Annotated in this window: 13 protein-coding genes; 7 read left to right on the forward strand and 6 right to left on the reverse strand. The window is 65.7% G+C overall.

Annotated elements, in window-relative coordinates; translation table 11 throughout:
* Positions 1-90: 90 nt before the first annotated feature.
* Genes AC3A3W_RS20925 through tkt form a run of 3 tightly spaced genes read right to left on the reverse strand, consistent with a single transcriptional unit; the run spans position 91 to position 4,998 of the window.
* A complete protein-coding gene (locus AC3A3W_RS20925; protein ID WP_487445046.1) occupies positions 91-1,725 on the reverse strand; it encodes a glucose-6-phosphate isomerase in 1,635 nt (544 codons plus the stop codon).
* Between the two features lie 6 nt (positions 1,726-1,731).
* Positions 1,732-2,850 carry a transaldolase gene (gene tal / locus AC3A3W_RS20930; RefSeq protein ID WP_487445047.1) on the reverse strand — a complete coding sequence of 373 codons (1,119 nt, stop codon included), beginning with the start codon at positions 2,848-2,850 and terminating at the stop codon, positions 1,732-1,734.
* A gap of 30 nt (positions 2,851-2,880) precedes the next feature.
* Positions 2,881-4,998, reverse strand: a complete 2,118-nt coding sequence (gene tkt, locus AC3A3W_RS20935; RefSeq protein WP_487445054.1) for a transketolase — start codon at positions 4,996-4,998, stop codon at positions 2,881-2,883.
* 506 nt (positions 4,999-5,504) lie between these two features.
* On the opposite strand from tkt, the gene AC3A3W_RS20940 reads away from it, so the two are divergent.
* Positions 5,505-6,467 carry a heme o synthase gene (locus tag AC3A3W_RS20940; protein WP_205652076.1) on the forward strand — a complete coding sequence of 321 codons (963 nt, stop codon included), beginning with the start codon at positions 5,505-5,507 and terminating at the stop codon, positions 6,465-6,467.
* Positions 6,468-6,822: 355 nt separating this feature from the next.
* Here the strand turns inward: AC3A3W_RS20940 and AC3A3W_RS20945 are convergent, their stop codons facing one another.
* From AC3A3W_RS20945 to AC3A3W_RS20955, 3 genes are read right to left on the reverse strand one after another with little or no spacing between them, the layout of a single operon-like run.
* A complete protein-coding gene (locus tag AC3A3W_RS20945; protein WP_487445048.1) occupies positions 6,823-7,755 on the reverse strand; it encodes a COX15/CtaA family protein in 933 nt (310 codons plus the stop codon).
* 8 nt (positions 7,756-7,763) lie between these two features.
* Entirely contained in the window at positions 7,764-8,522 is a 759-nt protein-coding gene (locus AC3A3W_RS20950; protein WP_487445049.1) for an ABC transporter permease, read from the reverse strand.
* Complete coding sequence (locus AC3A3W_RS20955) at positions 8,519-9,487, reverse strand: ABC transporter ATP-binding protein (RefSeq protein ID WP_487445050.1); 969 nt, start codon at positions 9,485-9,487, stop codon at positions 8,519-8,521. Before AC3A3W_RS20955 ends, AC3A3W_RS20950 begins: the two co-directional genes overlap by 4 nt.
* Positions 9,488-9,592: 105 nt before the next feature.
* On the opposite strand from AC3A3W_RS20955, the gene AC3A3W_RS20960 reads away from it, so the two are divergent.
* The 6 genes from AC3A3W_RS20960 to AC3A3W_RS20985 all read left to right on the forward strand — a co-directional run bounded on the left by AC3A3W_RS20960 (position 9,593) and on the right by AC3A3W_RS20985 (position 14,772).
* Complete coding sequence (locus tag AC3A3W_RS20960) at positions 9,593-10,450, forward strand: helix-turn-helix transcriptional regulator (protein WP_487445051.1); 858 nt, start codon at positions 9,593-9,595, stop codon at positions 10,448-10,450.
* Positions 10,447-11,910 (forward strand): Fe-S cluster assembly protein SufB, encoded by a 1,464-nt coding sequence (sufB, locus tag AC3A3W_RS20965; RefSeq protein WP_205652072.1) that lies wholly within the window; start codon positions 10,447-10,449, stop codon positions 11,908-11,910. The genes AC3A3W_RS20960 and sufB overlap by 4 nt, the downstream gene beginning before the upstream one ends.
* Positions 11,910-13,160: a Fe-S cluster assembly protein SufD gene (gene sufD, locus AC3A3W_RS20970; RefSeq protein WP_487445052.1), complete on the forward strand. Its 1,251-nt coding sequence runs from the start codon at positions 11,910-11,912 to the stop codon at positions 13,158-13,160. The genes sufB and sufD overlap by 1 nt, the downstream gene beginning before the upstream one ends.
* Positions 13,161-13,185: 25 nt before the next feature.
* Positions 13,186-13,545, forward strand: coding sequence for a non-heme iron oxygenase ferredoxin subunit (locus tag AC3A3W_RS20975; RefSeq protein WP_487445053.1), 360 nt, complete (start codon positions 13,186-13,188; stop codon positions 13,543-13,545).
* Between the two features lie 90 nt (positions 13,546-13,635).
* Positions 13,636-14,427, forward strand: coding sequence for a Fe-S cluster assembly ATPase SufC (gene sufC / locus AC3A3W_RS20980; protein WP_205652069.1), 792 nt, complete (start codon positions 13,636-13,638; stop codon positions 14,425-14,427).
* A gap of 12 nt (positions 14,428-14,439) precedes the next feature.
* Entirely contained in the window at positions 14,440-14,772 is a 333-nt protein-coding gene (locus AC3A3W_RS20985) for a metal-sulfur cluster assembly factor (protein WP_205652068.1), read from the forward strand.
* Positions 14,773-14,826 lie beyond the last annotated feature (54 nt).

Consider the following 14,826-nt stretch of genomic DNA (forward strand, 5'->3'; position numbering starts at 1 on the left):
ACGACGATCCCGCGGATCCCGCAACGGATTCCCGCTCCGGAACGCAGTCCTTCTGCCGTTCAAGGTATCTGGCATGGTTAATTAAGCGCCTTAGCTTTCGGTGGCGGATGCTGCCCGGGCGGCAAGCGACGAAACAATCTCCTGAAGCTGGGCCACGCCCGCTGCGCGCTCCGTGAGGTGGAGGCGGAGGACAGGGCGGCCGTGTTCGCTCAGCACCTGGGCGTCGCCGGCAGCCTGAGCGGCGATCAGCTCCCCAAAAGTGAACGGGCGCTCCGGAATGGCGAGGTCCTCGGTGGAAGCCGCCGTGACCTGCAGGAACACACCGATCGCAGGGCCGCCCTTGTGGAACTGGCCAGTGGAGTGGAGGAAGCGCGGTCCCCAGCCGAAAGTGACCGGACGACGGCTCAGCTGGGCGAGTTCGTCGCGAATTCCCTCCAGCTGCGAGTACGCCAGGCGGTCAAAGTAGGCCTGGACGCTGAGGTAGCCATTGGTGTCCAGCTGCGAGAGCAGGGCCGAGACTGCCTCGGCTGCCGTGCCGGCGCTCCCCAGCCATTCACCGCCGCGGACCTCAATGGCACCGTCGGTGAAGGCCGCCGGCGTCGGTTCCGGCTGGGCGTCGAGCAGGCCGCGGGCCGCCACCTTGGCGGCTTCCACGTCGGGCTGGTCGAAGGGGTTGATGCCCAGGAGGCGCCCGGCCACGGCCGTGGCGAACTCCCACACCATCATCTGGGCGGCGAGGCCGCCGGCGATGGCAACTTCGTTTTCGCCGAGTTCGACGTCGGCATCCGCACCTACCAGCCGCACCACCAGTACGTCCTCGGCGCCGGAGGAGACCTCCGGCGCAGAGGGGCCAGCGACGACCGGAAGGACGCCGGTGCCGAGCTTGCCGGTGGATTCGGCGATGAGCTGTTCGGCCCAGTCAGCGAAGCCGACGATGCCCGAACCGTCTTCGGCGATGACGATCTTGTCCCGCAGAGGGTTGGTCCCTCCCAGGGCCGTGCCGAGTGCGAGGCCGATGTTCTCCAGGGCGTCCTCGTTGAGGATTTCCGCGGCTTCCTCCGCTTCGTCCAGGAACGACTGGATGTCCACGCCTGCCAGGCCGGACGGGACCAGTCCGAACGCGGTCAAGGCGGAGTAGCGGCCGCCCACGTTGGGGTCCGCGTTGAAGATGGCACGGTATCCGGCCTCGCGGGAGGCCTTGTCCAGCGGTGAGCCCGGGTCGGTGACGATGATGATCCGGCTCTTGGCATCGATGCCGGCCTCAGTGAAAGCGTGCTCGAAGATCCGCCGCTGCGAATCGGTTTCCAGGGTTGAACCGGACTTCGAAGACACCACGATTGCGGTCTCCGAGAGCCGGTCCGCGAGGGCAGCGCCAACCTGTTCGGGGTCGGTGCTGTCCAGCACGGTCAGCTCGACGCCAGCGGTGCCGGCGATGACTTCAGGGGCAAGCGAGGAGCCGCCCATGCCACACAGGACTATGCGCGTAACGCCTTCGGCCTTGAGGGCATCGCGGAGCTCCAAGATGCCGTCCACGAGGGGCTGCGAGACGGTGGCCGCCTCGACCCAGCCCAGCCGGACTGACGACTCGGCTTCTGCATCGGGACCCCACAGGGTGTGGTCCTTGGCGAAGATCCGGGTGGCAATGCGGTCCTCCACCAGGGCGGGCAGGTGCTGCTCAAGGGCCTTCCGGGCGGCGCCGGTGGCGTCGTAGCTGAGTGTGCTCATCGTGTATTAGGAAGCCTTCCGTGCGTTGGCGAGGGCGCCCTCGACGTCGGCCAGCAGTTCCTTCCAGCTGGCGACGAACTTGTCGAGGCCTTCCGATTCGAGCAGGGCCACAACGTCGTTGTAGGAAACACCGAGGGCCTCCAGCGCGTTGAGAGTGGCGTTTGCTTCCTCGTAGGTGCCGGTCACGGTGTCGCCGGTGACCACGCCGTGGTCAAAGGTGGCGTCCAGGGTCTTCTCCGGCATGGTGTTCACAACACCGGGGGCGACGAGCTCGGTGACGTAGAGGGTGTCCGGGTAGGCCGGGTCCTTCACGCCCGTGGAGGCCCACAGCGGACGCTGCGGCAGGGCGCCGGCTTCCGCCAGCACGGCCCAGCGCTCGGTGGAGAACTGCTCCTCGTAGTCCTGGTAGGCCAGGCGGGCGTTGGCCACGCCCGCCTTGCCCTTGAGAGCCTTCGCCTCGTCGGTGCCGATGGCGTTGAGGCGCTTGTCGATTTCGGTGTCCACGCGGGAAACGAAGAACGAGGCGACGGAGTGGATCTTGGAGAGGTCGTGGCCGTTGTCCTTGGCCTGCTCCAGGCCGGACTGGAACGCGTTGATGACGGCGCGGTACCGCTCCAGGGAGAAGATCAGCGTCACGTTGACGCTGATTCCTTCGGCGAGGGTTGCCGTGATGGCTTCGAGGCCTTCGAGGGTGGCAGGGATTTTGATGAGGACGTTGTCGCGGCCGACCTTCTTGTACAGGTGCTTGGCTTCGGCGATGGTTCCGGCGGTGTCCCAGGCGAGGCGGGGGTCCACCTCGATGGAGACGCGGCCGTCAACACCGTTGGTCGCCGCGGCGACCGGTGCGAACAGGTCGCAGGCGTCGGCGACGTCCGTGGTGGTGATTTCGAAGATGGTTTCCTCGATGGTGGCGCCTGCCGCTGCCTCTTTGGCGATGACGGCGTCGTAGTCGTGGCCGGTCGTGATGGCGGCGTGGAAGATGCTGGGGTTCGTGGTGACACCTACAACGTTCTTCTCCTCGATGAGCTTCTGCAGGGTGCCCGTCTTCAGGCGGCCGCGGGAGAGGTCATCGAGCCAGATGGAAACGCCGGCGTCGGAGAGCTGCTGCGTGGGAGTGGTAGTCATTTCATTTCTCCTTGAAACTGTGGGGTGCTGTCAGGACTGGAGTCCGGCGAGGGAATCCTTGGCGGCAGCGGCGACAGCTTCTGCCGTGATGCCGAATTCCTGGAAGAGCCGCTTGTAGTCTGCCGAGGCGCCGTAGTGCTCGAGGCTGATGGAGCGTCCGGCGTCGCCGACGAATTCCTTCCAGCCCAGGGCCAGGCCGGCTTCGACGGACACACGGGCCTTGACTGCTGCGGGCAGGACTGCCTCGCGGTACGCGGCGTCCTGCTTGTTGAACCACTCAACGCACGGCATGGAAACCACGCGGGTGGCGATGCCCTCGGCCTGGAGTGCTTCGCGGGCCTGGACGGCGAGCTGGACCTCGGAACCGGTGCCGATCAGGATGACCTGGGCGTCCACGGTCTTGCCGTCCTTGGAGGCTTCGGCCAGGACGTATCCGCCCTTGGCCACGCCGGCGGTGGAACCGAAGGTGTCACCCTCCGCGTTTCCGTCGCCCCGCTCGTAGGTGGGGATGTTCTGGCGGGTCAGGACGATGCCGGCCGGGTTCTCGTGGTTCGCCAGCATGGCCTTCCACGCTGCCGAGACTTCGTTGGCGTCGCCGGGGCGGACCACGTCCAGGCCCGGAATGGCGCGGAGGGAGGACAGCTGCTCAACCGGCTGGTGGGTGGGGCCGTCCTCGCCCAGGCCGATGGAGTCGTGCGTCCACACGTACAGCGACGGCACGCCCATGAGCGCACCGAGGCGGATAGCCGGGCGCTGGTAGTCGCTGAAAATCAGGAACGTACCGGAGAACGCCCGGGTCTTGCCGTGCAGGGAGATGCCGTTGACGATCGAGGCAGCGGCGTGCTCGCGGATGCCGAAGTGCAGGACACGGCCATAGGGGTTACCGGACCAGGCATCGGTCTGCTTGGAGGCGGGCACGAACGACGGCGAGCCTTCGATCGTGGTGTTGTTCGACTCTGCGAGGTCGGCCGAGCCGCCCCACAGTTCCGGCATGACCGGGCCGATGGCGTTGAGCACCTTGCCGGAGGCGGCGCGGGTGGAAACGTCCTTGCCGGCCGGGAAGACCGGCAGGGCTGCGTCCAGTTCGGACGGGAGCTTGCGGGCTTCGACGCGCTCCAGCAGGGCCGCGGCGTCCGGGTTGGCGGACTGCCAGGCGGCGAAGGACTCTTCCCATTCCTTGCGGGCGTGGGCCCCGCGGTCCACGACCGAGCGGGCGTGGGCCAGTACGTCCTCGTCCACCTCGAAGGACTTCTCGGGGTCGAAGCCGAGGACCTCCTTCAGTGCAGCAACTTCTTCGGAACCGAGGGCGGAACCGTGGATCTTGCCGGTGTTCTGCTTCTTCGGGGCCGGGTATCCGATGATGGTGCGCAGCGAAACGATGGAGGGCTTGGACGTCTCGGCCTTTGCGGCCAGAAGCGCCGCGTACAGCTCCTGGACGTCTTCCTTGTAGTCGCCGGTCTTGGTCCAGTCCACGCGCTGGACGTGCCAGCCGTAGGCTTCGTAGCGCTTGAGGACGTCCTCCGTGAAGGCGATGTCGGTGTCGTCTTCAATGGAGATGTGGTTCTCATCGTAGATAACCACGAGGTTGCCGAGTTCCTGGTGGCCGGCTAGGGACGAAGCCTCGGACGTGACACCTTCCTGAAGGTCGCCGTCGGAGGCGATGACCCAGATGGTGTGGTCGAACGGGCTGGTGCCGGGGGCGGCGTCGGCGTCAAACAGGCCGCGCTGGCGGCGCTGGGAGTACGCGAAGCCCACGGAGGAAGCCAGGCCCTGGCCCAGCGGGCCGGTGGTGATTTCCACGCCGGCCGTGTGCTTGTACTCGGGGTGCCCCGGGGTCAGCGAGCCCCAGGTGCGCAGCGCCTGCAGGTCCTTCAGCTCCAGGCCGTACCCGGAGAGGAACAGCTGGATGTACAGGGTCAGGGAGGTGTGACCGGGGGACAGGACGAACCGGTCACGGCCGATCCAGTCCGGGTTCTGCGGGTCGTGGCGCATCATCTTCTGAAAGAGAAGGTATGCGGCAGGAGCCAGGCTCATTGCGGTGCCGGGGTGGCCGTTGCCCACCTTTTCGACGGCGTCGGCGGCCAGGACACGTACAGTGTCAACCGCGCGCTGGTCCAGATCGGTCCATGACAGTTCTTGCTCTTCCAAATGTGGCACGAATCCGGGCCCCTCTCTGTGCTGACGGCAGGCGGTAAGGACAGGTCGCGGGAGGGCACAGTTTGGTGCCCGCTGCATTTTTGTCTACCAGCCGTTCACCATTGAAACGTTGATCTTATTCAGTCGCTGGACGGAGTGGGAATGCGGTTTCTCCCCTGCTCCCACCGTGCGCTGATCTGCTGACAGCTTAGCTCTATTCCACACTTCGGGCGGCTGAAATCTCACTAAATGGACGCAATTTTTGTTTTGTGAACCGTCTTTTCCGGGCCGCTGCGTTAATGTGATCGAAGCGGGCTCGGAGGAATCATTTTCCGCGAATTGCCCGGTGGAGGGGGTGCCGCGGACGGAGGCGGGACCGCGGTATGATATCGGGAGGCCACCGGCGTACAGGCAGGGACCGCGCAGCGGACTTTCCAGCCCGTCAACCGCCGTTGAGGGATCATTCCGGACCCAGGATTCGGGCAGATCAGTCAGACAACACCGCCAGACAGAACAGAGTGACTGCCAACGTGAGCACAACAGATACGCCGCTGACCTCAGCCAGGGTCCACGGAAGAGCCGGACTAGCCCGCAAGGCCAAGGCGTACCTTGCTCTCACCAAGCCGCGGGTCATTGAACTTCTGCTCGTCAGCACGCTTCCCACGATGATCTATGCCCAGCGCGGCTTTCCGTCCGTCGGCCTGATCCTTGCCACGCTCGTGGGCGGTGCTTTCGCGGCCGGCAGCGCGGGCGCCTTCAACTGCTACATCGACCGTGACATCGACAAGCTGATGCACCGTACGGAAAAGCGACCGCTGGTTACCGGTGAAGTCACCCCGCGCGAAGCGCTGGTTTTCGCCTGGCTCCTGGGCGCGGCCGCCATCGCCATTCTCTGGTTCGGTGCCAATCCGCTGTCGGCCTGGCTCGGACTCGGCGCCATCCTGTTCTACGTGGTGATTTACACCATGATCCTCAAGCGCCGCACGGCACAGAACATCGTCTGGGGCGGGGCCGCCGGCTGCTTCCCGGTGCTGATCGCCTGGTCGGCGGTCACCAACACGGTCGAATGGCCCGCCGTCGTGCTGTTCATGGTGATCTTCCTGTGGACGCCCCCGCATTACTGGCCGCTGTCCATGCGCTACGGCGAGGACTACCGGAACGCCAACGTACCCATGCTGGGCGCCATCGCCGGCGCCAGGGTGGTGTCGGTGCAGGTGGTCCTGTACGCATGGGCCATGGTTGCGTGTTCCCTGCTTATGGTTCCGGCCGGCGGGGCAGGGTGGGTCTACACCGTGACGGCGGTCCTGGCCGGTGCCTGGTTCCTGTACGAATCGCATGCGCTGTACAACCGGGCGCAGGGCGGGGACCTCTCGGACAAGGGCGCCATGAAGGTCTTCCACGGCTCCATCAGCTACCTCACGCTGCTGTTCATCGCCCTGGCAGTCGACCCCTTCGTGGGTTCGGCCATCATGGGCGCCTAGCCCAACCCTCCCTCACTTCCCGCCGACTAAGGCCCGACGCTCCCTCACTTTTGGGCGTCGCCAGGCCGACGCTCACTCACATCACGGACTGCTCCCCGGAAATTGGACTGAGATATTCAGTTCCGACTCCCGGGGAGCAGTCTTATATGTGCAGTGCCCTGGCCGTTGCAGCTTGGGGCTCCTATTTAGCCGGTCCAACCTTCGGGTCGCAGTTCATCAAGTGCGGGAGCGTTTCCTCTTGGACAGCAGGATGTGAGGGAGCGTCCGGGGAGGGGACGGCAGGATGTGAGGGAGCGTCCGGGAGGGGGACGGCAGGATGTGAGGGAGCGTCCGGGGCCGGGCGTGGGGACGGGGGCTAGTGGGCCTGGCTGGAGCGCGCGATGTCCCAGGCGTTCGTGGCGGCACTCATGAGGAGTGCTGCACCGAGCATGTGCGCGCCCACGAGGAGGGCCGGAATGCCGTTGTAATACTGGGTGAAGCCGATGACGGCCTGCAGCAGGGTGACGCCCAGGAGCATCAGGACGGCCGAGCGGAACGGCCCCTGGATGCGGCGCTGGAGGACCACGTAGCAGGCGAACAGCGTCCCGGCAGTGATCAGGTACGCGGGCACGGCATGGATGTGCGAAAAGAGGTCCCAGTCGAGGTTGTTGCGGGGCGCCTCGGCGTCGCCGGCGTGCGGCCCGGCGCCCGTGACCACGACACCCAGCATGACGGCCAGCGCGGAGAACACGGCGACGGCGGTCATCACGGGACGCGCGACGCCGGGCAGTGCAGGCAGTGTGTGGGTCATGAAGCGGCCGGTACGTCCGTAGGCCCGGTTGACGAGCAGCGTGGCAAACACCACCAGCGCCATGGAGACGAGGAAGTGCAGGCCCACCACCCAGGGGTTCAGCCTGGTGAGGACCGTGATGCCACCGATGACGGCCTGGGCCGGGATGCTGGCCAGGAGCCCCAGGGCCAGGAGGAACAGGTCCTTCCGTTCCTTGCGCAGGTTCCACAGGTACACGAGCATGAGGGCGGCCACGGCCGCGAGGGCGAATGTCAGCAGCCGGTTGCCGAACTCGATGAAGCCATGGATGCCCATTTCAGGCGTGTTGACCAGCGAGGCTTCGGTGCAGCGCGGCCAGGTGGGGCATCCCAGACCGGAGGCGGTGAGGCGGACGGCCCCGCCGGTGACCACGAGGATCGTCTGGCCGATCAGGGACAGCACCGCAAGCCGGCGGACGGCGGCATCAACGGTTATCGGCAGCCTGGACGTCACGCGGCTGACGATCTGGGGGATGCTCACTGTTTTTCTCAATTCCACTTGAACCAACGGATGGCTGCTGCACCGGCGAGAACCAGCCAGAGCAGCAGGACAAGGACAGCGTCGCCATTGACGGCACCGAGCAGGAACGCATCGCGCAGCCCTTGGCCGAGCGCCCCGGAAGGCAACAGGTGCACGACATCCTGGGCCAGGCGCGGCAGCCGCTCTGCGGGGATCACGATGCCGCCGAGGGCCCCGAGGAGGATCCACAGCAGGTTGGTGATCGCCAGGGTGGCCTCGGGCCGCACCGTTCCGGCAACCAGCAGGCCCAGCGCCGTGAACGCCGCGGCGCCCAGCACCAGCAGGCTCAGGCCAGGGACCCAGCCGGATGCATCCGGCCGCCAGCCAAGCGAGAAGGCAACGGCGGAGACCACGAGGACCTGCAGCGCGAGGACGGCGAGTACAGCGAGGATCTTGCCGGCTATGAGCCCGGTGCGCCCCAGCGGCGTGGTGGACAGGAAGCGCAGCACGCCGTAGCGGCGGTCAAAACCCGTCGAGATTCCCTGGCCGGTGAAAGCCGTGGACATCGCGCAGAGTGCGAGGATGCCCGGCACGGCCACGTTGACCCTGGTGTCGCCCATGCCGTCCAGCAGCGGCGTGACGGTGAGACCGACCAGTGCCAGCAATGGAAGCACGACAGCCAGGATCAGCTGTTCGCCGTTTCGGAGCATGGTGACTGCTTCGTATTTGCCCTGCAGGACAATGCGGCGGAGGAGGGGAGCGGCGGGCCCGCCAAGCGTGGATGTCATCGGACGTCCCTTCCGGAGATGTCGAGGAAAACGTCTTCGAGGCTGCGGGCCTCCATGCTCATCGATCCGGGCATCACGCCGTGCTGCGCCCACCAGGCGGTCAGCGCGGCAAGATCGTCGGGGGTGAGCGCACCCGTGGCCGAGTAGCTACCCGCCCGCGTTTCCCGGACTTCCACCTCGGCAGGCAGAACGCCGGTGAAGTCGAGGCCGGGCAAAGCTTCGAAATGCAGGGTACGGACGTGGCCCTTGTGGGTCATCTCGGGCGTCTGGTGCTGCAGCAGCTGGGCGACGGTGCCCTCAGCCACGTTCCTGCCGGCGTCGATGATGTAGACGTAGTCGGCCAGCCGCTGGGCGTCGTCCATCAGATGGGTGGTCAGGATGATTCCCATCCCGCTGTCGCGAAGCTCCGAGATCAGCCCGAACACGAGCTGGCGCGACTGGGGATCGAGCCCGGCGCTGGGCTCGTCCAGGAACAGCACTTCCGGGTTGCCTATAAGGGCGGCGGCCAAGGCGAGCCGCTGCTTCTGGCCGCCGGAGAGCCGCCGGACGCTGGTCCGGCTGAAAGTGTCAATGCCGAGGCGCTCCACGAGTTCGTCCATAGGCTTGGGATTGCGGTACATCCCGGCGATGTGGCGGAGGAGCGGCAGGGGACGGGCCGACGGCGGGAGGCCGCCTTCCTGGAGCATCACGCCTACGCGGGAACGCAGGTCAGCGCCGGCGTTGCCGGGATCCTGTCCGAGCAGCGATATGCTTCCGCCGGAGCGCTTTTGCAGTCCTTGGGCGCATTCGATGGTGGTGGTCTTGCCGGCGCCGTTGGCTCCGAGCAGCGCAGTGACCTCGCCGCGTCCTGCGACCAGTGAGACGTCGCTCACCACCCTCAGCATCCTGCCATCGAGGGTGGGCAGCGGACCAACGTCCTTAACGAGCCCGCTGATGGCAAGAACGGGGGATTTGGGGGATCGCACCCCAGCATTCTACGTGAAGTAGTACTGTTTCTTCCGTCCAGGACGTCGCCGCAGGCCAGCCTTGCCTTACTGGATGGGGGAAGTAAATTACGACATGATTGTGTTGTGTATTCCATGAGTAACTCCACGTCCCTGCCTCCGGCCGGGCCTGGCGCGCGAGTCAGCGTGCTGCGCGGTGGAAAGCCGGCTGCCCACGGTGCCACAGCACCGGTGGCCGACAGCGACGACCGCACGCGCGACCGCGTCCTCAACGCGGTGCTGGAACACGGGCCCGTCAGCGCTGCCGAGCTGGGTGACCTGCTCGGATTCACTCCCGCTGCCGTGCGCCGCCACTTGGACCATTTGTCCCGCGCCGGCGTCATCGAAGTCAAGCGGGTCGCACGGGCGGGCACAGGCGCCGGCCGTCCCGCGCGCCGCTACGTGCTGAGTTCCCAGGGCCAGTCCACGCTGGGCAATGACTACCTGAACATCGCCAGTTCGGCGCTGAGGCAGCTCGAGGAAATGGCCGGCGCCGAAGCGGTCCGCGCATTCGCCGTCGAGCGGTTCGCTGACATGGAACGCCGCTACGCCCCCGAAGTTGAACAGGCGGGGACGGACATCACGGCCCGCGCGCAGGCGCTCTCCGCCGCCCTGTCCCGCGACGGCTTCGTGTCCTCCACGGCCTCCATCGAGGCCAAGGCACCGTTGCCGGCCGCCCTTTCCAGCGTGCAGCTGTGCCAGGGACACTGTCCCATCCAGCAGCTGGCCACGCAGTTCCCGGTGTTCTGCGACGCCGAGACGGAAATGTTTTCGCGCCTCGTCGGCGTCGATGTGCGCAGACTTTCAACACTCGCGCGCGGCGGCCACGTCTGCACCACCCACATACCAACAGGCCGTCCGGCCGCGACGGGGGCCGATGCCCCCGGAGCGGGGCAGGACACCCTGCATGAAGTATCCAACCATCTGCAAGAAAGGCCGCTATGACGGACCAACTATCAGAGAACAAGGTTGCTGAGACTGCTGTCATTTCGGAGATTCTGGAGAAGAATCCCGAACTGCACGGGATCGGCACCTACGAGTACGGCTGGGCCGACAAGAACGACGTCGGCGCCAACGCCCGGCGCGGCCTGAATGAGGACGTCGTCCGCGACATCTCGGCCAAGAAGAGCGAGCCGGAGTGGATGCTGGACCTGCGCCTCAAAGGCCTGAAGTACTTCGACCGCAAGCCCATGCCCACCTGGGGTGCGGACCTGTCCGGGATCGACTTCGACAACATCAAGTACTTCGTTCGTTCCACGGAGAAGCAGGCTGCCACCTGGGAAGACCTCCCCGAGGACATCCGCAACACGTATGAGAAGCTCGGCATCCCGGAAGCAGAGCGCAGCCGCCTTGTTTCCGGCGTTGCAGCCCAGTACGAATCCGAAGTTGTGTACCACCAGATCCGCGAGGACCTTGAGGCCCAGGGCGTCATCTTCCTGGACACGGACACTGCCCTGCGCGAGCACCCGGAGATCTTCCAGGAGTACTTCGGCACCATCATTCCGGTGGGCGACAACAAGTTTGCCTCGCTGAACACTGCCGTGTGGTCCGGCGGCTCGTTCGTGTACGTCCCCAAGGGCGTCCACGTGGACATTCCGCTGCAGGCCTACTTCCGCATCAACACGGAAAACATGGGCCAGTTCGAGCGCACGCTGATCATCGCGGACGAGGACTCCTACGTCCACTACATTGAGGGCTGCACCGCGCCGATCTACACCTCGGACTCGCTGCACTCCGCCGTCGTGGAAATCGTGGTCAAGAAGGGCGCCCGCGTCCGGTACACCACCATCCAGAACTGGTCCAACAACGTGTACAACCTGGTGACCAAGCGCGCCATCTGCGAAGAAGGCGCCACCATGGAGTGGATCGATGGCAACATCGGCTCCAAGGTCACCATGAAGTACCCTGCCGTCTACCTGACGGGCGAGCACGCGAAGGGTGAGACCCTGTCCATCGCGTTCGCCGGCGAAGGCCAGCACCAGGACACCGGCTCCAAGATGGTCCACATCGCGCCGAACACCAAGAGCTCCATCATCTCCAAGTCCGTGGCCCGCGGCGGCGGACGTGCAGCCTACCGCGGCCTGGTCCAGATCCGCGAAGGCGCCAAGCACTCGGCCAACACCGTGCGTTGCGACGCCCTGCTGGTGGACACCATCAGCCGCTCGGACACCTACCCGTACATCGACATCCGCGAGGATGACGTCCAGCTGGGTCACGAGGCAACGGTCTCGCGCGTTTCCGAAGAGCAGCTCTTCTACCTCATGTCCCGCGGCATGCGTGAAGACGAAGCCATGGCCATGATCGTGCGCGGCTTCATTGAGCCGATCGCCCGTGAGCTGCCGATGGAATACGCCCTCGAGCTGAACCGCCTCATTGAACTCCAGATGGAAGGATCCGTCGGTTAATGACTGCCGAAATTACTACTGAAAAGGCCCGCATCGGGGCCCCCTCCATCGCAGGGTTCACCGAGGAAGGCGAGGGCCTGGTCTCCGCCAAGGTTGACCACAGCCACAACCACGGCGTCACCGTGATGTCCTCGCGCGCCGAGCGGCTCACGAGCTTCGACGTTGCTGACTTCGCGCTGCCCACGGGCCGCGAGGAGGAATGGCGCTTCAGCCCGGTCCGCGGGCTGGCCAACCTGCTCTCGGACACGGCAACTGACGTTGATCCGGAACCCGCCGCGGCATTCACCGTGGACGCGCCGGAGGGGTATGTCCGCGGCACTCTCGCGAAGGGAGCCGCCCCGCGCGGAACGGTGCTGACCCCGGCCGACCGTGCCGCCGTCGTCGCCTCCGCCAACACGGACGAGGCCCTGCACGTGGTCATCCCGGCGGAAGCCGAACCGGCTGAGCCGCTGAAGATCCTGGTCCACGGTGCCGGCGCCGGACGCCGCTCCAACGCGCACTTCGTGCTCGAGGCGGGTGCAAATTCGCGCAGCGTCGTGATCGTTGAGCACACCGGCGCGGCCGACCACAACGGCAACCTGGAAGTCATCGTCGGCGAGGGCGCAAAGCTCACCGTCATCTCGGTGCAGCTCTGGGAAGACGACGCCAAGCACCTGGGCCAGCACGACGCGCAGGTGGGCAAGGACGCTGTGTACAAGCACATCGCCGTGTCCCTGGGCGGCTCCATCGTGCGGCTCAACTCCAACGTCCGCTTCTCGGGCGAAGGCGCCGAAGCCGAACTGCTGGGCCTCTACTACGCCGACGCCGGCCAGCACCTGGAGCACCGCTCCTTCGTTGACCACAACGAACCGAACTGCAAGTCCAACGTGCTGTACAAGGGCGCCCTGCAGGGCAAGAACGCCCACACCGTGTGGGTGGGCGACGTCCTGATCCAGAAGCAGGCCCTGGGCACCGACTCGTACGAGAAGAACCAGAACCTCGTGCTCACGGACGGCTGCCGCGCGGACTCGGTACCGAACCTCGAGATCGAAACCGGTCTTATCGAAGGTGCCGGACACGCAAGCTCCACCGGTCGTTTCGACGACGAACACCTGTTCTACCTGATGGCCCGCGGCATTCCGGAAGAGGTGGCGCGACGGCTCGTCGTCCGCGGCTTCCTCAACGAGATCATCCAGCAGATCAAGGTCCCGGCTCTCGAAGAGCGCCTGACCGAGGCTGTTGAGCGCGAACTCGCCGCCACGAATTCCTAAGCAGCCGGAAAGTACAGGACAACGGATGACTGAACAGCCAAAGGGCGAACTCGTATGCAACGTCAACGAGATCCAGCCCAAGCAGGCCCTGCGGATCCTGATCGACGACTACCCCGTCGCGATCGTCAAGGACTCCATGGGTGAGATCCACGCCATTGGGGACACCTGCTCGCACGCGGACATCTCCCTCTCCGAGGGTGAGGTCGAGGGCTGTGCCATCGAATGCTGGGGCCACGGTTCGCAGTTCGACCTGCGCACAGGCGAACCGCTCCAGCTGCCGGCCTACGACCCCGTTCCCGTGTTCGCGGTGGAGATTGTCGGAGACGAAGTTTACGTCGACTTCACCAATGTCCTGAACGGCGCCGAGGCCCCGAACTTCAGCTAGCCCTGACCCGCCTGTACGAAGACCCACCAACTTCCAGACCAAAGACCGCACCGCCGCCGCAAGGGCAGGGTGCAGAGGAGAACAAGACACATGTCTACTCTTGAGATCAAGGACCTGCACGTCAGCATCGACACCGAGCAGGGCACCAAGGAGATCCTGAAGGGCGTCAGCCTGACCATCCGCACGGGTGAGACCCACGCCATCATGGGCCCCAACGGCTCGGGCAAGTCCACCCTGGCGTCCACCATCGCCGGCCACCCCCGCTACAACGTCACGGGCGGCACCATCACCCTGGACGGCGAAGACGTCCTCGCCATGAGCGTTGACGAGCGTGCCCGCGCCGGCCTCTTCCTGGCCATGCAGTACCCGGTGGAGGTCCCCGGCGTGACCATGACCAACTTCCTGCGCACGGCCAAGACGGCCATCGACGGCCAGGCACCGGCGCTCCGCACCTGGACCAAGGACGTCAAGGCCGCCATGCAGCAGCTGCGCATCGACGCCGACTTCGCCCAGCGCAACGTCAACGAAGGCTTCTCGGGCGGCGAAAAGAAGCGCGTGGAGATCCTCCAGCTCGAGCTCTTCAAGCCCAAGTTCGCCGTGCTGGACGAGACCGACTCCGGTCTGGACGTCGACGCGCTCAAGGTTGTCTCCGAAGGCGTCAACCGCGCCCACGCCGCAGGCAACATGGGCACGCTGCTCATCACGCACTACACCCGCATCCTGCGCTACATCAAGCCTGAGTTCGTCCACGTCTTCGTTGACGGCCAGGTTGTTGAAGAGGGCGGCCCGGAGCTCGCCGACCGCCTTGAAGAAGAAGGCTACGACCGCTACGCCAAGGGCGCCGGAGCAGCCACGATTGCTGCAGCCGCAGCCCAGGCCTAGTAAGGACACGCCATGACAGAAATCGACGCAGCCCGCACCGGGCTGGATGAAGTCGAAGAGGCACTCAAGGATGTCATCGACCCCGAGCTCGGGGTCAACATCGTGGACCTTGGGCTGCTGTACGGTCTGAAGTACTCCGAGGACGACGGCGCCCTGCTGATCGACATGACCCTCACCACCGCGGCTTGCCCGCTGACCGATGTGCTTGAAGAGCAGGTCGGCAAGGCGCTCGACGGCGTCGTGGACGAGTGGCGCCTGAACTGGGTGTGGATGCCGCCATGGGGCCCTGAGCGGATCACCGATGACGGCAAGGATCAGATGCGCGCCCTCGGGTTTAACATCTAAATCCGAATAAAGAACGACGGCGGCCGGTCACCTTCCAGCGAAGGTGACCGCCCG

This window comes from Arthrobacter sp. Soil_N43 (genome assembly GCF_057655195.1).